21 protein-coding genes and 1 pseudogene are annotated in these 21858 nt (G+C 28.2%); 20 read left to right on the forward strand and 2 right to left on the reverse strand.

The genetic code is table 11. The features are described 5' to 3' along the window. Nucleotides 1-104: 104 nt before the first annotated feature. Nucleotides 105-443, reverse strand: a pseudogene (locus CSBG_RS05095) (helix-turn-helix domain-containing protein). Nucleotides 444-601: 158 nt separating this feature from the next. Here CSBG_RS05095 and CSBG_RS05100 point away from each other — a divergent pair. The 5 genes from CSBG_RS05100 to CSBG_RS05120 all read left to right on the forward strand — a co-directional run bounded on the left by CSBG_RS05100 (nt 602) and on the right by CSBG_RS05120 (nt 4134). Continuing rightward, entirely contained in the window at nt 602-1312 is a 711-nt protein-coding gene (locus CSBG_RS05100; RefSeq protein ID WP_008677650.1) for a gamma-glutamyl-gamma-aminobutyrate hydrolase family protein, read from the forward strand. A 253-nt stretch (nt 1313-1565) separates the two neighbouring features. Next, the gene (locus CSBG_RS05105; protein WP_008677652.1) at nt 1566-2072 is read left to right on the forward strand and encodes a GNAT family N-acetyltransferase; all 507 of its coding nucleotides are present in this window, start codon (nt 1566-1568) and stop codon (nt 2070-2072) included. A 242-nt stretch (nt 2073-2314) separates the two neighbouring features. Continuing rightward, complete coding sequence (locus CSBG_RS05110; protein WP_035285045.1) at nt 2315-2854, forward strand: Ada metal-binding domain-containing protein; 540 nt, start codon at nt 2315-2317, stop codon at nt 2852-2854. A 38-nt stretch (nt 2855-2892) separates the two neighbouring features. Beyond that, nucleotides 2893-3369 carry a methylated-DNA--[protein]-cysteine S-methyltransferase gene (locus CSBG_RS05115; protein WP_035285049.1) on the forward strand — a complete coding sequence of 159 codons (477 nt, stop codon included), beginning with the start codon at nt 2893-2895 and terminating at the stop codon, nt 3367-3369. 66 nt (nt 3370-3435) lie between these two features. Further along, nucleotides 3436-4134, forward strand: coding sequence for a DNA alkylation repair protein (locus CSBG_RS05120; protein ID WP_035285667.1), 699 nt, complete (start codon nt 3436-3438; stop codon nt 4132-4134). Nucleotides 4135-4148: 14 nt separating this feature from the next. Here CSBG_RS05120 and CSBG_RS05125 read toward each other — a convergent pair whose 3' ends face one another. Then, a complete protein-coding gene (locus tag CSBG_RS05125) occupies nt 4149-4949 on the reverse strand; it encodes a phosphotransferase (RefSeq protein ID WP_008677656.1) in 801 nt (266 codons plus the stop codon). A gap of 224 nt (nt 4950-5173) precedes the next feature. Between CSBG_RS05125 and CSBG_RS05130 the strand changes: the two genes are divergently transcribed. The 15 genes from CSBG_RS05130 (at nt 5174) to CSBG_RS05200 (ending at nt 21842) form a co-directional block, all read left to right on the forward strand. Then, nucleotides 5174-5635, forward strand: a complete 462-nt coding sequence (locus CSBG_RS05130; RefSeq protein WP_008677657.1) for a YdeI/OmpD-associated family protein — start codon at nt 5174-5176, stop codon at nt 5633-5635. Between the two features lie 95 nt (nt 5636-5730). After that, a complete protein-coding gene (locus tag CSBG_RS05135) occupies nt 5731-6492 on the forward strand; it encodes a MurR/RpiR family transcriptional regulator (protein ID WP_008677659.1) in 762 nt (253 codons plus the stop codon). A gap of 121 nt (nt 6493-6613) precedes the next feature. Then, nucleotides 6614-8221 (forward strand): PTS transporter subunit EIIC, encoded by a 1608-nt coding sequence (locus tag CSBG_RS05140; RefSeq protein WP_008677661.1) that lies wholly within the window; start codon nt 6614-6616, stop codon nt 8219-8221. Between the two features lie 199 nt (nt 8222-8420). Further along, entirely contained in the window at nt 8421-9041 is a 621-nt protein-coding gene (locus CSBG_RS05145) for an orotidine 5'-phosphate decarboxylase / HUMPS family protein (RefSeq protein ID WP_035285053.1), read from the forward strand. Beyond that, nucleotides 9038-9580, forward strand: a complete 543-nt coding sequence (gene hxlB / locus CSBG_RS05150) for a 6-phospho-3-hexuloisomerase (RefSeq protein WP_035285056.1) — start codon at nt 9038-9040, stop codon at nt 9578-9580. Before CSBG_RS05145 ends, hxlB begins: the two co-directional genes overlap by 4 nt. Before the next feature lie 387 nt (nt 9581-9967). Beyond that, the gene (locus CSBG_RS05155; RefSeq protein WP_008677663.1) at nt 9968-11302 is read left to right on the forward strand and encodes a 6-phospho-alpha-glucosidase; all 1335 of its coding nucleotides are present in this window, start codon (nt 9968-9970) and stop codon (nt 11300-11302) included. Nucleotides 11303-11396: 94 nt separating this feature from the next. After that, complete coding sequence (gene ilvD / locus CSBG_RS05160; protein WP_008677664.1) at nt 11397-13112, forward strand: dihydroxy-acid dehydratase; 1716 nt, start codon at nt 11397-11399, stop codon at nt 13110-13112. Nucleotides 13113-13302: 190 nt separating this feature from the next. Next, the gene (locus tag CSBG_RS05165; protein ID WP_008677665.1) at nt 13303-13950 is read left to right on the forward strand and encodes a bifunctional 4-hydroxy-2-oxoglutarate aldolase/2-dehydro-3-deoxy-phosphogluconate aldolase; all 648 of its coding nucleotides are present in this window, start codon (nt 13303-13305) and stop codon (nt 13948-13950) included. Nucleotide 13951: 1 nt separating this feature from the next. Further along, nucleotides 13952-14956 (forward strand): sugar kinase, encoded by a 1005-nt coding sequence (locus CSBG_RS05170; protein WP_008677666.1) that lies wholly within the window; start codon nt 13952-13954, stop codon nt 14954-14956. A gap of 324 nt (nt 14957-15280) precedes the next feature. After that, entirely contained in the window at nt 15281-15784 is a 504-nt protein-coding gene (locus CSBG_RS05175) for a GNAT family N-acetyltransferase (protein ID WP_008677667.1), read from the forward strand. A 228-nt stretch (nt 15785-16012) separates the two neighbouring features. After that, the gene (locus CSBG_RS05180; protein ID WP_008677668.1) at nt 16013-18916 is read left to right on the forward strand and encodes a sigma 54-interacting transcriptional regulator; all 2904 of its coding nucleotides are present in this window, start codon (nt 16013-16015) and stop codon (nt 18914-18916) included. 83 nt (nt 18917-18999) lie between these two features. Further along, nucleotides 19000-19611, forward strand: a complete 612-nt coding sequence (locus tag CSBG_RS05185) for a bifunctional 4-hydroxy-2-oxoglutarate aldolase/2-dehydro-3-deoxy-phosphogluconate aldolase (RefSeq protein ID WP_008677670.1) — start codon at nt 19000-19002, stop codon at nt 19609-19611. A gap of 11 nt (nt 19612-19622) precedes the next feature. Then, on the forward strand, nt 19623-20069 hold the full coding sequence (locus CSBG_RS05190; protein ID WP_008677672.1) for a PTS sugar transporter subunit IIA: 447 nt from the start codon (nt 19623-19625) through the stop codon (nt 20067-20069). A 62-nt stretch (nt 20070-20131) separates the two neighbouring features. Next, complete coding sequence (locus CSBG_RS05195) at nt 20132-20413, forward strand: PTS sugar transporter subunit IIB (protein WP_008677673.1); 282 nt, start codon at nt 20132-20134, stop codon at nt 20411-20413. A 40-nt stretch (nt 20414-20453) separates the two neighbouring features. Further along, nucleotides 20454-21842: a PTS transporter subunit IIC gene (locus tag CSBG_RS05200; protein ID WP_008677675.1), complete on the forward strand. Its 1389-nt coding sequence runs from the start codon at nt 20454-20456 to the stop codon at nt 21840-21842. The last annotated feature ends 16 nt before the right edge of the window (nt 21843-21858 follow it).

Below are 21858 nucleotides of genomic sequence, written 5' to 3' on the forward strand. Positions count from 1 at the left end.
AAGTTAATATAAAAAATGATAACTTTAAAATTGTAATTAAACCTTTAGACTATATAATTAGTAAAATATATATGATTAGTATCTGTAATTTTGTAGTATAATATTTAAAAAGTTTTATTTATATTTGGATAATATTTTTTAGACCAAATTTCAAGCTTTTTTATAATTTTAGTAATTTATTTTCCTTTTTCAGTTAAATAATATTCAACTTTAGAAGGCATTTCATCATATGTTATATTGATAACTAATTCATCTACCTCAAGCTCTTTCAAATTTTCAATTAATACTTTATGACTTATTCCCTGTACAAATCTTTGAAGTTCCAAAAACCTCTTGGGTTCATCATAAAGATGACATAAAATAAGAGATTTCTATTTGCTTCTTATAAAATCCATTGCAAAGTCTAGTAAGCATATATATTTTTTATTATTGTAATTTATCATAATATGTTACCTTTCAAGAACATTTTATATTATATAAGAAAAAGTTGTTTAGTGCAATAAATGTAAAGGAGAGAAATGTTGTATAAAAATAGGAATAAGTTATAAAAAGTGTTACTATAGTTAATAAATAAAATAGTTCATAGGAAGGAGAGGATAATATGAAGAAGCCTATTATTGGAGTTACGGCACTTTTTGATGATGAAAAAAATAGTATTTGGATGTTACCGTCATATTTAGATGCAATTACAGATGCAGGAGGAATACCTGTTATATTGCCGATTATAGATAATGAAGAAGATATAAAAATTTTGGTGAATAAATTTGATGGATTTTTACTAGCTGGTGGGCAAGATATAAATCCTGAAATATATAATGAAAATAAATCTACTCATTGTGGAGATGTAAATATTGCTAGAGATACAATGGAAAAAGCTTTGCTAAATGAAATATTAAATGTAGATAAACCTATACTTGCAATATGCAGGGGATTTCAACTGTTAAATTCGTATTTAGGTGGCTCTTTATATCAAGATATAAAAATAGATAGAAATAATAATAAAGATAGTGTTCATAGGCAAGAAAAGCCTTATAATAAGCCAACTCATAAGGTGATTATTAAAAAACATTCTTTATTATTTGATATTATGAAAAAAGAAGAAATAATGGTAAATAGTATGCATCATCAGGCTATAAAGAAGGTTTCCCCTAAGGTGAGTGATGCTGCAATAAGTGAAGATGGAGTCATAGAAAGCATTTATATGAAGGATAGGAGATTTGTATTAGGGATACAATGGCATCCTGAACATTTATATAAAGATTATCCGGAACAATTTAATATATTTAAAGAATTTATAAGTAGGTGTTATTAAATATATTAAAGTACCAAAAAAATACTTTTAATAACTTAAAATGGAAATTAAATACTATTAATGGAAAATATAAACATTGTGGAAAAATGCTAGAAAAATAAGAAAAGAATAAGAAAGTTGAGTTAAACTTAAGCAATAAAGAACTACACTTTTTACTTAAATTAATAAAGAGAGTAAAATATGAGTATTACTAGTAATAATTAATTCATGAAGTTTGCAAGCTATATCAAATATAACTAAGGAGTTGTACTTTGTGGAAGTAAATAGTGTTAATCTGAGTCGAGAGGTGTATATATCAGATGCAGAGAAGATATGTAACTGGCTTAGTGATGATGAAATAACAAGTTATTTAAATGAGGATAATAATGTGAAAAGAAATTTAATTAACGTTATAAATAGAGTAAATATGCCTATATTAACTCATCTTTTTAATAATAATTGTAGATTTTTTATTATAAAAAATGTATATGGTTCAATAGGATTCTTACGTTTAGTTCCAAAAGGTGAGTTTGTAGAGATAGTTATTGCAGTAGGTGAAAAGGATTTATGGGGAAAGGGAATAGGACATAATGCTGTACTAGAAGCTTTAAAAGTAGCTTTTTTTGAAATGAGAGCTGATTATGTTGTAGCTAAAATTAAAAAAATTAATAAGAGATCACAAAATCTATTTAAAGGTGTAGGGTTTAAGCAAGCTAAAGAACTTGAAAGAGAAATTGAATATCATATCAGTATGAAATCTTTCATTAAATCTGCTGCCTAAAATTATTTAAGAGATTGCTTTCTCTAATTTTATAATAAACTAGATAGTCTTAAAAAAATAATATATAGTTATTAATTCTGCTAAAAAAGTATTGATTCTTGTTAATCAGTACTTTTTTATTTTGTATAAATTATAATAGTATTTATACAAAATAAATATTATGATTTATATTAAAATTAGAAGATAAAAATCCGTAAGAAATATTTTAAGTCTTATGATAAATTATTAATGGAGGTAGATATATGAATAAGGAGGAAAAATGGAAAGCTATCATAGAAAATGATTCAAGATATGATGGGGAATTTTTTTATGGAGTTAAAACAACAAAAATATTTTGTCGTCCATCCTGTAAATCTAAAAAGCCAGTTAAAGAAAATGTGAAATTTTTTTCTACTACTGAAAGTGCACTTAAAAGTGGATTTAGGCCTTGTAAAAGATGTCGACCTGATTTAATAGAGTATAATCCCATTACTAATATTGCTAATAGTATGAAGGAGATTTATGATAAATATTATTTTGATGAAGAGCTTATCAAAATTAAAATAAGTAATCTTCATATAGCTAAAAGTCATTTAATAAGAGTATTCAATAAAACTTTTAGTCTAACACCTAAAGCATATATTTCTAAAATTAGAATTAATAAAGCTAAGGAACTTTTGAAAGCTAGTGACAAATCAATTACTGAAATTTCTTATGATTGTGGATATAAAAGTTTATTAACTTTTTATGATAATTTTAAGAAAGTTGAAGGGATGAGTCCTATGAGTTATCGTATAAAATAATTAAGAATCTGCTTATAAAATAGATGTGAAGGAGTTATATGAAAAGTATTTTTTATTATGAGACAATAATTGGAGAAATTGGAATAGCTGATAATGGAAAGGGTATTACCAATATTTATATAAAGAATAAATTAAAGATTGAAAAAGATATAGAAATAAGAGAAACTAAATTAATTAAAGAAGCAGTAAATCAACTTAATGAATATTTTTCAGGAGAGCGAATAAATTTTAGTATTTCATTAGATCCAGAAGGAACAGAATTTCAGCATAAAGTATGGAATGAGTTAATTAAGATACCTTATGGAGAAACAAGAACATATAAGGAAATAGCAGAAAAAATAGGAAACTCTAAAGCTGCTCGCGCTATTGGAATGGCAAATAATAAAAATCCAATATTAATGATGATACCATGTCATAGAGTTGTAGGTAAAAATAAAAGTTTAGTTGGATATGCTGGAGGCCTAGAAATGAAAGAAAGGCTACTAGAAATAGAGAACCAAAGTTCTTTGCATTAGATTAGCAATAAATTAATAGTTAATAGATAAGGGGGGAGAATTTTGGCCTTTAATGTTGATGAAAATATAGCCTTAAAAATAAGGGAAGAACTTATAAATTTGTCAGAAGAAGATTACAGGGAGTTTTCTTCGAAGCTTTTACCAGGAATTAATAATATACTTGGAGTTAGACTACCAGCATTAAGAAAAATTGCAAAAAGTATTGCTAAGGAAAATTGGGAAAATTACTTAAATAATGCAAGTGATGATTACTTTGAAGAAGTAATGCTACAAGGTATGGTAATTGGATATATTAATAATGCTGATATAGATGAAATTATAAATCTTATTAGAAAATATGTACCAAAGATCAATAATTGGTCAGTTTGTGATAGCTTTTGTAATGGACTAAAAACTACTAATAAAAATAAAGAAAAAATGTGGAAGTTTATAGAAGAGTATCTTTCATCAAGTTATGAATTTGAAGTAAGGTTTGCAGTAGTAATGTTATTAAATTTTTATGTTGAAGAAGACTATGTTGAGCTTGTTTTAAGTAATTTAGATAAAATAAAGCATGATGGATATTATGTTAAAATGGCTGTTGCTTGGGCAATTTCTATTTGTTATGTAAAGTTTAATAAAACAACTTTAAATTATCTAAAAGAAAATAACTTAGATTATTTTACATATAATAAATCATTACAAAAAATTTGTGAATCTCTAAAGGTTTCTAAAGAAGAGAAGAATATAATTCGAGGTATGAAAGTTAAATTAAATAATAATTAAAGGTATTAGACGATTTATAAAGAAGTTATTAAATCGTCTAATATCATGTTACCACCAAGTCTATAATCATAGTTAGAAGTGCTATTTACTGATTTTATAAAACTCCAAGTTGCGTTCCAAAGTTTAACTACAAAGAGATAGCCTTCTAATTTTTCTTTTAAATCTTTTGAAGAGTAACCAAAATAACTTTTAATCAATTCATTTTTCATATCGTCATTTAAAAACCAAGATAAAGTAGCTAGGTCAAAAAATATATCGCCCATTGCAGAAAATTCAAAGTCAATAAGATAGACAGAGTTTTTAGTATATAAAATGTTAGACGTATTTAAGTCATTATGACATAATCCATAATGAAACTCCTTAGTTAAATTATTTTCCAATGAGGTTAATTTTTTTACTAATAAATTTATATCGTGATCAAAATTAAAATTTAAATCTATTAAAATATTTATATTCTTATTAATTATCTCAAAGGGATTAAAGTAATTATTACAATTTAAATTATGTAGTTTTTTTAATGTACGAATTAAACTATTAATGAAAAAGGGGGAGTTATAAAATTCAATACTAATTTTATTAGATTGTTTAAATTCACTTAATAAGACTCCAGTATCTTTATTATGATAAAGTATATTAGGAGAAATATTAAAAGGCTTAATTATATCTAAAATTTCATTTTCATTATAAAAATTATTCGTGTTATCTTTACTTGGAATTCGTAAAACATATTTTGAGTTCTGTAATGTTATTAAATAATTTGAATTATTTAGTCCTCCAAGCTTAGTGAGTGAAATATTTTCTTGTAACTTATTCATAAAATCTCCTACTATATATTGTTGTTTATACATTATATCAGATATAATATAAAAAGTGTTCAAGGTTATAATAATACATAATAGAGGAATGTATAAAAATGCTATTTAAATTTGAATTCTTAATTATGCAATGCTCTATTATATATTAATTATAAAATTAATAAGCATTATAATTTTATTTTAATTTTAAATAAGCAATTTAATACAAAAAGTAGGAGACAAATATGAAAAATTATAAATTTGAAGTAGAGATAAAAAAGCATGAAGGAAAAGATGCAACTTATATAGAAGTTCCTCTAGATGTTGAAAAAGAATTTGGAGCCAAGAGAGTAAAGGTTAAAGTGAAATTTGATGGTGTGGATTATAGAGGATCAATAGTGAAAATGGGTTTACCTTGTTATATGATAGGAATAACAAAAGAAATAAGAAATAAGATAGGTAAAAAGTATGGAGATATTGTAAATGTAGAATTACAAAAAGACGAAGAAGAAAGAAATATAGAGTTACCAGAAGAGTTTAAGGAAAAGCTTATAGTAAATAATGATGCATATAAATTTTACGAAAGCTTACCTTATTCACAACAAAGAAAGTATTTTCAATGGATAACTTCAGCTAAAAAGGAAGAAACAAAAGTGAAAAGAATGGAAGAGGCACTAGAGAAATTAGCAAACAAAATAAAAATATAATCCCTTAAAGTGTAATACAGTATAAGAAAATTATATATGGTGGAAAATCTATCGAAATACTGTATAATAAATTGTAATTAATGGAGGGATTTATAATGGATTTATCTAAGTTTATTGAAAATAAAGGGCTTACTGAAATTGAAATAAAAGTTTTAAACTATATAGTTGATAATATAGACGAAGTAAATAAGCTAGGCGTTAGGGGAATTGCAAAAAATAATTATACCTCAACATCAACAATAATGAGACTTTCTAAGAAACTTGGTTACTCTGGTTTTTTAGAAATGCAATATAACTTAGCATCATTAAAGGGGAATGAGCTAGGAGAAAATTTAAATGAAAGAGATTTTGTTGATAGCTTAGATATGGATAGTCTTTTAAAAGAAAATTCTAGTGATGCTATTAATAAGTTTGTAGATATTTTATTTAATGATGATAGTAAATTTATTTTTATATATGCGAATGGATTTTCAGGAATTGTGGCAGAATATATTAATAAGAAACTTTTAGTTATGGGAAAAAGATGCATATTATCCAATGGTACAGATTCGATAGGAGTATTTGAAAATAACTTAGATTATATAAGTTCCATTATAGTTATTTCAAAATCAGGAGAAACTCCAATGGTTTTAAATAAGGTAAAAACAGCAAAGGAACATGGAATTAATGTTATAGCATTTACAAATGAAAGAGAAAATAGTATAAGTAAACTTGCAGATGTAAGTTTTAAAATTGATGACGCAAATAAGCTGGATGACAGAAATCTAATGCCGAATACTTTTTTTCCAAAGGTATTAGTTTTAGTTGAATTGTTAATATATGAATATTATAAACGAAAAAATAATAATTCTAAGTAACGTGTTATCTAATTAGGTAACACGTTTTTTTGAGGGGAAAATCTATATACAGATAATAAGACACTCATTATAATGATAAATGTAAATGATTTCTGAAAAAGTAATAAATGGAGGTAAAAAAATGAAAGAAAAGATAATGAATAAACTACAGGACTTTTCTAAAGGAATGTTCGTACCAGTTTTAATATTACCCATAGCAGGTATAATAATAGCAATAGGTAATATTTTAACAAATGCAAAGTTAGCAGAGTACTTACCATTTTTAAAGAATGATGTTGTGTACGGGCTTGGAAAAATGTTATCAGGTTCTTTAGTTTCAATATTAACTAATTTAGGTATTATATTTTGTGTAGGTTTAGCAGTAGGACTTGCGAAAAAGAAAAAAGCAGAAGCGGGTTTTACATCATTATTAGTGTTTTTAGTATTTATAAATGCAATGAATATATTTTTAACATTAACTGAAAAATTAGCACCAGCAGATGCATTAAGAGGAAGTGGACAAACAACTGTATTAGGTGTTCAAATACTGGATATGGGAGTTTTTCTAGGAATTATATTAGGAATAGTTGTTGCATATATCCATAATAAATTCTGTGAAAAAGAATTTGATGGAGCATTCCAAATATATGGTGGATCAAGATTAGTATTTATTATATTAATACCAGTAACAGTTGGTTTAGCAATAGTATTCAGCTATATATGGCCACCAGTGCAAAATGTTATTAATAACCTTGGTGAGTTTATACAAGGTTCAGGAAACTTTGGTATATTCACATATGGAACTTTAGAAAGATTATTAATTCCAACAGGGCTACATCACTTAGTTTATACTCCATTTTTATATAGTTCATTAGGTGGAGTTGCTGAAATCGGTGGACAAGTATTTGAAGGAGCTAGAAACATATACTTTGCAGAAATGGCTGATCCAACTATAGCTAAGCTTTCAGCATCAGTAATTTGGGATGCTAGAGGACTTTCAAAGATGTTTGGTCTAATAGGTGCATGTTTAGCTATGTACCACACAGCATTACCAAAGAACAAAACTAAGATAAAGGCAATATTAATTCCAGCAGCTGTTACATCAATTTTAGCAGGAGTTACAGAACCAATAGAATTTTCATTCATGTTTGTAGCACCAGTATTATTCGTAATTCATGCAGTATTAAGCGGACTAGGAATGGTTGTATTAAACGTTTTAGGAGTTACAGCAATAGGACCAAATGGATTAATAGACTTCTTATTATATAATATTCCACTTGGAATAGAAAAAACTGGCTGGCCAATGTATATATTAGTTGGTTTAGGACAATTTGTAGTTTATTATGTAGTATTCAGATTTGTAATAGCTAAATTTAAGCTAAAAACTCCAGGTAGAGAAGAAGATGGAGATACAAAGCTTTATACAAAGAGTGATTATAAAGAAAAAAATTCAACTAAGGATAATTCAGCAACTGTTACTGGAAGCAAGGATGCTGACAATGCAGGATTAGCACCTATAATAGTAGAAGGTCTTGGTGGAGCAGATAATATAGTAAAGGTTGATAACTGTTTTACAAGATTAAGATTAATAGTAAAAGATTCATCACTAGTTAATGAAGCGTTATTAAAAAATGAAACAGCTGCTAATGGAGTTGTGATAAAAGGTGAAAATGTTCAAGTAATTTATGGTTTAAGAGTTACTGGAGTAAGAAAAAGTGTAGATGAATATCTTGGAATAGAAGCAAATTAAACTATATTTAAGTGTAGGAGTGACTAATTTTAGCCACTCCTATTTCTGATAAAGTTTTAAATTTATTTTATATTAGAAACAAACCAATATATTAGTTTCAATTTTTTACTTTACTAAAATAAACCTATGGATTGTTTAATATAATATTAGTATTAATTATTAAAGTTAATTGATTGAAACATATAGATAGGAGATAGAAATGAAAGTACAAGTTGCTATTGATAGAGTAGAACTAGATAAAGCAATAGCGTTAGTTGAAAAATTTAATGGAGTAGCCGATATAATTGAAATTGGAACATCTTTAATAAAAGACTATGGTCTATTAAATTTAAAAAAATTGCATTTAAAAGCAACTAATTCATTAATATTAGGAGATATAAAGACTAATGATGAAGGCGCTTATGAGTTTACTATGGGATATAATCAAGGATTTGATATTTTAACTGTAATGGGAAGTTCTTCTTTAGAAACACTACAAAAGTGTTATGATGTTTCAAAAGAATATAATAAGAAAATGATGATTGATTTACTTGAATGTTCATATGAAAAAATAAAAGAAATATCAAGGTTTGATGAAGCTATTTATTGTTTACATACATCTGTAGATAAAGGTAATTCAAATAATATTATATATGAATTAAGAGAGTTTAAATTAAAGTTTCCGTTGATAAAAAATATTGCCATAGCTGGAGGGATAAATTTAGAGGTTATTAAAAAGCTTAAAAATGAAGAGATAAACATAGTAGTTATAGGTTCATCAATAACAGCAGCAAAAGATCCTATGAAAGTTTTAAATGAAATTAAGGAGGAACTTTTATGAAGTTAATAGATCAAATATTAAAAGAAGTAAATGATGTAGTATCAAATGTTAATGAAAAAGAAGTATATGAAGTTGTAAATATTATTGATAAAAGTAATTCAATTTTTGTTGATGGCGAAGGAAGAAGTGGCTTTCAGGCAAAAGGTTTTGCTATGAGGCTAATGCACATAGGATATAAATCATATGTTATGGGTGAAACTATTACCCCTGCATTAAAAAAGAATGATATTTATATAGCTATATCTGGTTCTGGCACTACAAAGAATACTTTAAGTAATGCAAGATCATCAAAGGATTTAGGGTTAAAAGTTATTGCAGTTACAAGTAAAAGAAATTCTTCTTTAGGTGAAATAGCAGATATTGTTTTGGTGGTACCTGGAAAGGTTAAGGGTGACGGTGAAGGAGAATCAATACAATTATTAAGTTCTTTATTTGATCAAGCTGTTCATATAGTTTTAGATTGGATATGTCTTTTAATAAGTAAGAGAGATAATTTTTCAAATAAAGAAGCTTTAAATAATCATGTTAATGTAGAGTAGTAATAAAAGAAAATAGAGTAAACAATATTATAAATGACTAATCCGATTAAGAATATAATTAAAAGTGTTTCCAATGATATGACTCCTTTTTTATAACTAATATATTTAAATAATATAATAATGTTAATTATATAATAAATACAATAATATATATTATTATAATTTTTTTGAACTAATTTAATTTTATGAATTGTACAATAAAAAGTTAATAAATAGAGATTTTTTGAGAACATGTTACAACCTAGGGTAACATGTTTCTTTGGCCACCGAAACTGTTTACCATTACATTTTACTGGGCTATAATGAGCTTGTAAGTAAGAAAAATGACTAATTTTAAAATAAAATGATTAGATTTAATAAGTTGTAATAGGAAAGGTGGCTAATTTTATGGATACAAGCAAAAAGTTTTCTATAGTAATAGCAGGAGGAGGAAGCACATTTACACCAGGTATCGTAATGATGCTTTTAGACAATGTAGATCGTTTTCCTTTACGTAAATTAAAATTATATGATAATGATAAAGAACGTCAAGAAGTAATTGGTGAAGCACTTGAAATATTATTAAAGGAAAGTGCACCTGAAATAGAATTTTCATATACAACAGATCCTGAAGAAGCATTTACTGATGTAGATTTCTGTATGGCACATATAAGAGTGGGAAAGTATGAAATGCGTGAAAAGGATGAAAAGATTCCTTTAAAATATGGAGTGGTTGGACAAGAAACTTGTGGACCAGGTGGAATAGCATATGGAATGCGTTCAATAGGTGGAATGATGGAGTTAATCGACCTTATGGAAAAGTATTCTCCAAATTGTTGGATGCTAAATTACTCTAACCCAGCAGCAATAGTTGCAGAAGCATGCCGTGTGTTAAAACCAAATTCAAAGGTATTAAATATTTGCGATATGCCAGTAGGAACATTACGTCGTATGTCTCAAATAGTTGGATTAACTCCAGCAGATTTAGAAGTTAATTACTTTGGATTAAATCACTTTGGATGGTGGACAAGTGTTAGAGATAAACAAGGAAACGATTTAATGCCAAAGCTAAGAGAATATGTTTCTGAAAATGGTTATTTAAATCAAGTTGAAGTAGATACTCAACATACAGAACCAAGCTGGCAAGAAACTCATAAGAAAGCAAAAGACCTAATAGCATTAGATCCAAACTTTTTACCAAACACTTACTTAAAATATTATCTATATCCAGATTATGTTGTAGAACATTCTAATGCAGAATTTACAAGAGCAAATGAAGTAATGAATGGAAGAGAAAAGAATGTATTTAGTGCAGCAAGAGAAATAGTTAAGGCTGGAACAGCAAAAGGTGGAGAATTCCATATAGATGCACATGCATCATTCATAGTTGACTTAGCAAGAGCAATTGCATACAACACACATGAAAGAATGTTATGTATTGTAGAAAATAAGGGAGCTATTGAAAACTTTGATCCAACAGCAATGGTTGAAGTTCCATGTATCGTAGGAAGCAATGGACCAGAAGCTTTAGTTCAAGGAACTATTCCAAGATTTGAAAAAGGTCTTATGGAACAACAAGTAGCAGTAGAAAAATTAGTTGTTGAAGGTTGGATAGAAGGAAGTTATCAAAAGTTATGGCAAGCTCTTACTTTATCTAAAACAGTACCTAGTGCAAAAGTGGCAAAAGAAATCTTAGATGATTTAATTGAAGCTAACAAGGGCTACTGGCCAGAACTTAAATAATAAAGTATAAAAGAACAGATACAGGCTCGGACGATGGATTATCCATTATCCGAGCTATGTTTAAATAATAGATTATTGATTAAGGAGAATAATAATGATTAGTCAAGATATTAGAAAAATTGCTCCAGAAATGGATCCACTTCGTAGAGGAATGGGATATACTTCAGAGGACTTATCTAAACCACAAATAATAGTAGAAAGTACTTTTGGAGATAGTCATCCAGGAAGTATTCACTTACTTAAATTTGCAAATAATGCAGCTATGGGAGTAGGAGAAAAAGGGGGAAGGGCATCTAGATTCTTTGCAACAGATATATGTGATGGAATGGCACAAGGTCATGATGGCATAAACTATTCCTTAGCATCTAGAGATACAATAGCATCACTTATAGAAATTCATGCTAATGCTACACCTTTTGATGGAGGAGTATTTATAACAAGCTGCGATAAAGGCGTGCCAGCACATTTAATGGCTATAGGAAGAATAAATATACCAGCAATTGTTGTTACTGGTGGGGTAATGAAGGCAGGCCCAAATCTTTTAACATTAGAACAAATAGGAACTTATAGTGCTATGGAAAAGCGTGGAGAAATTACTGAAGATGAGTTAACTTATTATAAAAATAATGCATGTCCATCAGCTGGTTCATGTTCATTTATGGGAACTGCTGCAACTATGCAAATTATGGCTGAAGCATTAGGGCTAATGTTACCTGGAAGTGCAGTTATGCCAGCGACATGTGAGGATTTAGAAAATGTAGCAATAGAAGCAGGAAAGCAAATAGTTGAATTAGCTAAGAAGAATTTAAAGGCAAGAGATATAGTTACAGCAAAATCATTTGAAAATGCAATTATAATTCATGCAGCTATTTCAGGATCAACTAATTCGCTACTTCATATTCCAGCAATAGCTCATGAGTTTGGAGTAGATATAGATGCAGAAAGCTTTGATAGAATACACAGATATGCGCCATATTTATTAAATATTCGTCCAACAGGTAAATGGCCAGCAGAGTATTTCTACTATGCAGGTGGAGTGCCAGCAATTATGGAAGAAGTTAAAGATTTATTACATTTAGATGTAATGACAGTTACGGGAAAAACTTTAGGTGAAAACTTAGAAGATCTAAAGAAAAATGGATTCTATGAAAAGTGCAATGAATATTTAAAAGAAACTGGCTTAAAGAAAGAAGATATTATTAAACCATATAATAATCCAATAGGTAAAAATGGAGCTATTGCTATATTAAAAGGTAACATAGCACCAGAAGGAGCTGTTGTTAAGCATTCTGCTGTACCAAAGGAAATGCATAAAGCTATTCTAAAAGCAAGACCATTTGATAGTGAAGAAGAAGCAATTGAAGCAGTATTATCTAAAAAAATTAAACCAGGTGATGCAGTATTTATTAGGTATGAAGGACCAAAGGGTAGTGGAATGCCAGAGATGTTCTATACAACAGAAGCAATTTCATCAGATAAAGAATTATCTGCAAGTATTGCTCTTATTACAGATGGAAGATTTTCAGGAGCATCAAGAGGACCAGCTATAGGACATGTTTCACCAGAAGCAGCAGTTGGAGGACCAATAGCGTTAGTTGAAGAAAATGATTTAATTGAAATAGATATAGAAAAAAGAATATTACAATTAGTAGGTATTAATGGAGAAAGAGTAGCTTTAGATGATATAGATAAAATACTTGCTAAGCGTAAAGAATCTTGGAAGCCAAGAGCAAATAAATATGAGTCTGGAATATTAAAGATATTCTCAGAAAAAGCAGTTTCACCTATGAAGGGTGGGTATATGGAGTAAGGAATAATTGATAATGAATAATGAAGAATTAAGGAGGTTTTGCTCTGCAAAACTTATAGGAGATAGGATTAGTATAAAAAGATTATTATAATTCGTAATTCTTAAGTATTAATTTTTCATTTAAAAGTATTTGGAGACACGGAAAAATTATTTGTAAAAATATTATATAAGATTTATAGGAGATTTTACTATGTTTAGGATAAAAGTTTTAAATGCCTTAAAGGAATGTGGAGTAGTTGCTGTAGTTCGTGGAACTACAAAAGAAATTGGAGTTAAAATATCAGAAAGTTGTATTAGGGGAAATGTTAAAGCTATAGAAGTAACATATACAAATAAGTTTGCAAATGAAATAATAAAAGAACTTTCAGAAAAGTATCATGGAAATGATGAGGTTGTAATTGGAGCTGGAACAGTGTTAGACTCAGAAACAGCAAGAATGGCAATATTAGCAGGAGCACAATATATAGTTTCACCATCTTTTAATAAAGATACAGCAATTCTTTGTAACAGATATAATGTACCATATATACCAGGGGTAATGACTATAAATGAAATAGTAACTGCTTATGAAAGTGGAGTAGATGTAGTTAAGCTATTCCCAGGGAATGCTTTTGGACAAGGATATGTAAGTTCAGTAAAAGCACCATTACCACATGCAAATATTATGGTAACAGGTGGAGTGAATTTAGAAAATATAGATACTTGGGCAAAAGCAGGAGTGGATTTAGTTGGAATAGGGGGAGAACTAAATAAGCTTGGAGAAGCAGGAAAATTTGATGAAATAGAATCTACTTGTAAGAAGTATATAGAAAAGTTTAATAATGCAAGAGGTATTTAATATGAGAGTTGCTGGATTAGGAGAAATATTACTAAGATTATCAGCTAAAAAAGGAGCATTATTATCAAATTCAAATGAGTTTAATGTGAATTATGGAGGGGGAGAAGCTAACGTATTAATTTCATTATCAAACTTTGGAATAAGTACTAGAATGATTACTAAGCTTTCTAGTGATAGTCTAGGTGATGGAATTCTTAGCTATTTAAAATCAAAATCTGTAGATACTAATTTTATAGTTAGAGGAAATAAGAGGACTCCAATATATTTTTTAGAGGTAGGAAGTGGAAATAGGGGATCAAAAGTAATTTATGATAGATTAGATTCAGCTTTTGGATCAATTTTAGAGGAAGAGATAAATATAAAAGAAGCATTAAATGGAATAGATATATTCCATGTTTCAGGTATAACTTTAGCTATTTCAGAAAAAACAAGAGAGTTAACTTTTAAAATATTAAAATACTGTAAGGAAAATAATATTTTAGTTAGTTATGATTCAAATTACAGGGCAAAGATGTGGAGTTTAGAAGAGGCAAGTGAAGTTACGAAAGAAATTTTACCGTATGTTAATATTTTTTCAGGCGGTATTTTAGATGCTGAAAATATACTGAATATGAGATGTGATTTAGAGGACAAATATGAAAAATTAAAATATTATTATGATGAAATTTCAAAGAATTATCCTAATATAAAGCATATTTTCTCATCTTTTAGGGATATAAAGTCATCAACAGTAAATACGTTACAATGTAATTATTATACTGATGGTACATTATTTTCATCAAGGGTTCATACAATAGATGATATAGTGGACAGAGTAGGTGGGGGAGATGCCTTAACTGCAGGAGTTTTATATAGCATTATAAATAATAAGTCTCCTAAGTATGTTTGTGAATTTGCTGTTGCAGCATCTGTTTTAAAACATACAATTTATGGAGATGCAAATTTAGTAACAAATGAAGAAGTGGAAAGTCTAGTAAGCTATGGAGTAGGTAAAATAGCGAGATAATGAGAAGTCCATTAAAATATAATTAGAAGTTTAATATGATAAGAAGAGTAAAATCCATAGTAAACACGTACTATGGATTTTTATTTTAATAATAATTAGAACTTAATATATAAAAAGATATTTAGTTAAATTGTAATACTGTTCATAAAAGGCTAATTATTCTACTTAAAAAAGTAATTAATTTATAGAAGATTATTGTAATATTTTGCTAAGAACAATTAATAAAATACTAGTTTCTAAATTAATTATAGATATTATTCTAGAAATTATAAGGATATGTTGTATAATACTAATTAATAAATTTATGTTTTAGGAGAATAAAAAATGATATTTAGAAAATCAACAGAAAAAGATTTAAAAAACATAATGAAAATTATTAATGAGGCAAAGGCTTTTTTAAAAAATAATAAAGTTGATCAGTGGCAAAATGGCTATCCTAATGAGGGAGTTATTTTAAAGGATATAAGAAATAATATTAGCTATGTTTTAGAAGATACTGGTGAAATTATAGGAACTACTTCTTTATCATTTGATGTAGAAGAGACTTATAATAATATATATGAAGGAAAATGGATATCAAATGGGAAATATGCTGTTATTCATAGAATAGCCGTTTCTAATAATATTAATAGAAAAGGAATTGGGACAGAAATAATTAAGAAGTCTGAGGAAATTTGCTTATCAAAAGGAATAAAAAATATAAAGATTGATACACATGAAGATAATTTAATTATGCAAAAGTTGTTAGAAAAAAATAGCTTTAAATACTGTGGTGTTATTTATTTATTAGATGGAAGTAAAAGAATTGCTTTTGAGAAAGAATTTTAAAAATATGTTTAAAATGAGAAGGCTATTATTTATCATATAAGAGTCTTCTCATTTATATTTGTCTATATAGAGTTTAGCAGTATAGCATATGAGAATTATTGGATTTATAATATTTTGTAAATATATTAAATTTAACAAAGTTGAATAAATAATTAATAAATTCAAAATTATATATAAGTAGTGTATTATAATAGTAACTTTAAAATACAAACCCGGGGGTAGATTAGTATGAATACAGAAAAAATGATAGCAGAGGTTTTAAGGGAAGAAAATAAGAAAAATCCTTTAACTGATGAAGAAATAGCAAAGAAATTAAATATACTAAGAGAAATAGTAACCGAATATAGAAAGAAAAATAATATAGCTAATTCAAGAAATAGACGGTTAGAATATGTAAAAACGGATGCCTTAGAAATTTTAAAGAAAGATAAAAAAATATCGGACAGAGCTCTAGCTGAAGCTTTAAAGGAAAAGGGATATAAAGTTGAAAGATATGCAGCTTCTAATATAAAGAAAGAATTGATTTCTAATATGCAAGAAGATGATTATATAAATGCAATAAAAGATAAAAAGACAGAGGATATTAAGGATTTTCATGAACAAAAAGACTTTTTCAAAGAAGTAGTTGGATACAATGGTAGTTTAAGAGTTCAAGTGGAACAAGCAAAAGCAGCAGTTAGCTATCCACCTCATGGATTGCATGTATTAATTCTAGGACCATCAGGGGTTGGTAAAAGTTATTTAGCTGATGCAATGTATGAATTTGCAAAGAGTACAAGTAATTTTTCAGAAGATGCAAAATATATAATATTTAACTGCGCAGATTATGCAGATAATCCACAGCTTTTATTATCACAATTATTTGGTAGTGTTAAAGGTGCCTACACAGGAGCTACTGAAAATAAGATGGGAATTGTTGAGGCTTGTGATGGAGGTATTTTATTTTTAGATGAGATTCATAGGTTACCGTCAGAGGGACAAGAAATACTATTTAGTATATTAGATAAAGGTATATTTAGAAGGCTTGGAGAAAGTGAAACAGTAAGAAAAAGTAATGTAATGATAATTGCAGCGACGACTGAAAACGTTGAGAGTTCTCTTTTATTAACTTTTAGAAGAAGAATACCAATGGTTATAGAAATACCTGCAATTAAGGATAGACCTTTTGAGGAAAGGTTTGAATTAATAAATAAAGCCTTTTTTGAAGAAAGTCATAGAATAAAAAAGGATATGTTAATATCCAAAAATGTCATAAGTGAGCTTATGAAATATGAGTGTCAAGGAAATATAGGACAACTTAAAAGTGATATTCAAGTAGCATGTGCCATAAGTTTTTTGGAACATAAGCTCAAAGAAGATAAAAGATTATATATAGATGAAAGGTATCTACCTGATTATATAAAGGAACAAAGTAGAAGGATTAATATTGATGATTCTGATATAGAAAAGTTTATTATAGAAGATATTTATATATCCCATAAGGGTGAGAAAAGAATAGAAGAAGATACAAGATATAATAAGAAAAATACAAATATATATAAATTTATAGAAAAAAGACAGTCAGAACTTAAATTTGTTGGGTATAGCGATGAAGAAATATCAAAAATATTAAGTCAACAAGTTGAGCTTGAATTGATTAGAGGGGCTAAGGCTATTAATTATAATGTTGTAAATACAGATGAGCTTATGAACCTAGTTGGTGTTAAAAGCCTTGAAACAGTAAAAATGATGATAAAGCTTGCAAAAAAAGAACTTACAGGATTACAGTCAGATATCATTTACCCTTTGGCTGTTCATTTAAATTCAACATATGAAAGAATACGTAATGGGAAGGAAATAATTAATCCCAAATTAAGTATTATAAAGACAAGGTATGAAAAGGAATATAATGTTGCTAAGAAAATGTGTGAAATTGTAAGAGAAAGATTGAATATAGATGTTCCTGAAGATGAAATAGGATTCATTACAATGTATCTTAAAAATTATACAAGATACTTAAAAACTGAAGAAGGAAAAGTAGCTGTCATTGTAATGACTCATGGAAGAGTAGCATCAGCAATGGCAGAAGTAGCTAATAAGTTTTTAGGCGTTGATCATGCAGTAGGACTTGATATGGATTTTAGAGATTCTCCCGATATAATGCTTGAAAAAGCTATAAGATTAGTGAAGGAAAATGACCAAGGCAAAGGCTGTATTATTTTAGTTGACATGGGTTCACTTGTTACATTTGGAGATATAATAACTGCTAAAACTGGAATTGAGACTAGAGTAATTGGAAGAGTTGATACTTTAATGGTATTAGAAGCTGTAAGAAAGTCAGCATTAACAGATCAATCATTAGAAGAAATAATGCATGATCTTGAAAGTGATTCTAAAGGTTTTGGATCAAGTCAATATAACATTGAAAATAGTAACTTATCAAAAGTTATAGTTACATTATGTATTACAGGAAAAGGCTCAGCTTTAAAAATAAAAGAGTATGTAGAAAACAAAATTGATTTAAAAGGAAAAGATATTGAAATTATACCTATAGGATTTATGGATGAAGATATAAATTCATCTTTATCTAGGATATCTAAAAATAAAAATATAGAAGCTATAGTAGGAACGATAAACCCGGAATTTAGAAATATACCTTTTATATCATTAGAGGAATTAATGAAAGGATCAGGAGTTAAAAAGTTAAATAATATAATATCCAATAAAGAAGAAAATAAGTTATCTGAAATTATAGATAAAAATGTTGTGTTTGTTAATGAAAATTATAAATATAAAGATGAAGCATTAGATGATATGGTTAGAAAGCTTATTGATGGTGGATATGTAAAAGAAGAATTCTTATTAAGTGTATTTAAAAGAGAAATGCTTGGAGATACGTATTTAAAAGGTGGAATAGCAATTCCGCATGGTGCTTCAGAATTTGTTACAAAACCAACCATATTAATTACTAAATTAGCCAAAAAGATAGTATGGAGTGAAAATTATGAAGTAGACTTAATTTTTCTTATAGCTTTAAAGGATGATTCAAAAAAATATTTTGAACAATTATATAAGATAATCATGGAAGAAAGTGTTCTAAATAAGATAAAATCAAGCACTAGTAAAGAAGAAATACTAGAAATTTTATTATAAAACTCAAAATACAAAACTAGCCATAATAATTTGGCATGACTATTGCTTTAATATATTGCAAGAAAACTAAAGGGGGGAAAAAGGTGAAGGATTTTTCTAAAGTGACTGTTATCTTAAGAGGTTACAGCTATGAACAAACAAAAACCGTTATGGAGGCTTTAGTTCAATCAAATATTAGAGCAGTAGAAATAACATTAAACACAGAGAGTGCACTTGAAACTATTGAAAAGATATCAAAAGAATATGGAGATAGAGTTAGCATAGGTGCAGGTACAGTAAAAAATATAGAAGATGCAAAAAATGCAATAAAAGCAGGTGCAGAATTTATATTAACACCAATAGTAGTTGAGAAAGAAGTTATTGATGAGTGTAAGAAAAATAATGTTAAATCAATAATAGGAGCAATGACCCCAACAGAAATTTGGTGGTGTTATGAAAATGGAGCAGATATAGTAAAAGTATTTCCAGCCAAAGCATGTGGAAGTAGCTATATAAAAGATATCAAGGCTCCTTTAGGAAATATAAAAGTAATGGCTGTTGGCGGAGTATCTGCAGATAATGCTAAAGAATTCTTAGAAAATGGAGCTGACTATTTAGGTATAGGCTCAAGTCTTTTTAATAAAGATGATGTGAACTCAAAAAATATTGAAGCATTAGTAAAGGCATTAAAGGAATTAGAAAGAGTGATACAGTAGGGGGAAAGAATATGAGTCACAGTACTTTAATTTACAGAAATTTAGAGTGTAGTACTAGTAGTGAAATTTTAAGTTTTTTAGCAGATAAATTAAAAGATGAAGGATTTGCTAAGGATGGGTATAAAGAGGCTATATTAAAGCGTGAAGTAGAATATCCAACTGGATTACCTGCTGCAATAAAAATAGCAATACCACATTGTGATCATACTTTAGTAAATGAATCTGCCATAGCAATGGGAATACTTAATAATCCCGTAGATTTTCAAGCTATGGATGATCCAAGTATAACATTGGATGTTCAAATAGTAATTATGCTAGCATTAAATGAACCTCATGGTCATATTGAAATGCTACAAAAAATAATTAGTTTAATTCAAAATTCAGAAGATTTAAAGAAAATTATAGAAGCAAAATCTGATGAAGCTATCTTAGAAGTAGTTAAGAGCTATTTGGATTAAATACCTAGAAAAATTTATAGAAATAAATCATAGTAAATATTAAAAAATTGGAGGAATAAAAAATGAAAAGAATATTAGTAGCTTGTGGAAATGGAATTGCAACATCAACAGTAGTGGCAACAAAGATTAGGGAAATATGTGAAGAAAATGGAGTTGCAGTATCAGTAACTCAATGCAAATTATTAGAGATTGATAGCAAGGTAGATGATTTTGATATATTAGTTACAACAGGAAAATATGGTGGAGATAGCGCAAAAATACCAGTAGTATCAGCAATGTCTTTATTAACAGGAATCGGAGAAGATGAAACTTTAGAAGAAATATTAAACTATGCTAAGAAATAAATAGTTAAGAATAGTATTAAATAATTGAGGAGGATTAACTATGGAACTTATTTATAATGTATTCCAGACATTATTAAATGCAGGCCCAACTGTACTTTTACCATTAATAATATTAGGTGTAGGCATTGTTTTTGGGGTTAAACCAGCTAAGGCATTTAGATCGGGGTTAACAGTTGGTATTGGATTTGCAGGTATTAAGCTTGTAATTAACCTTTTATCTGGAAGCCTTGGACCAGCAGCTAAAGCAATGGTTGAAAGATGGGGCTTCAGCTTAGATGTACTAGATGTAGGCTGGGGAACAATAGCAGCTGTAACTTGGGCATCACCTATTATACCTATTTTAATATTCGCAATTTTAGCTATAAATATTATAATGTTAATTCTTAAGAAAACGAATACTTTAGATGTTGATATATGGAACTATCACCATATGGCTATAGTTGGGGTTATGACTTATTTCGTAACTGGAAACATATTCTTTGGAGTTGGAGCAAGTATAGCAATGGCAATAGTAACATTTAAGCTATCAGACTGGTCAGCAGGTATGGTAGAAGATTACTTTGGTTTACCAGGAGTGTCATTGCCAACAGTTTCAGCATTATCTTCATTAATAGTTGCAGTACCACTTAACTGGTTATTGGATAAGGTACCAGGAGTAAATAAAATAAATTTCTCATTAAAAGATGCTAAAAAATATTTAGGTTTTTTTGGAGAACCAATGATAATGGGATTAATTTTAGGTGGAGTTATTGGTGCATTAGCTGGATATGACTTTACTAACATAGCAAATGTTGCAGTAAATATGGCAGCTGTTCTAGTTCTTATACCTAAGATGACATCACTATTTATGGAAGGTTTAATGCCTATATCAGAAGGTGCAAAGAAATTTGCAAAGAAGAAATTTAAAGGAAGAGATCTATTTATAGGATTAGATGCAGCAGTAGTATCAGGTAATCCAGATGTTATAACAACTTCATTAATAGTAATACCATTAACAATATTATTAGCGGTAGTACTTCCTGGAAATAGAATGTTACCTTTTGCAGACTTAGCAGTTGTTCCATTTAGAGTTGCACTTGTAGTTGCGTTAACTAGAGGAAATCTATTTAAAAACGTGGTTATTGGTTTATGTACTACTGCAGCTATATTATTAGCTGGTACAGTTACAGCTCCAGTTTTAACAGATTTAGCTTCAAGTGTTGGGATTGATTTAAGCTTAGCAGCTGGTGCATTAATATCATCATTTGCAGCAACAAGCTTAACTCAAAGTTTTATAATATTCATGGCCTTTACTGTAGGTAATCCAATAATAAATATTCCATTATTAATAATAGGATTTGCAGTGATTTGGTACTACATGGATGTTATTAAACCTAAGAAAGATGCAAAGAAAAATCCAGAAAATAATGAAGTAGGGCAAAGTGCTTAATTAAAATATAGTAGTA

The organism is Clostridium sp. 7_2_43FAA (assembly GCF_000158375.2).
Taxonomy (GTDB): domain Bacteria; phylum Bacillota; class Clostridia; order Clostridiales; family Clostridiaceae; genus Clostridium; species Clostridium tertium.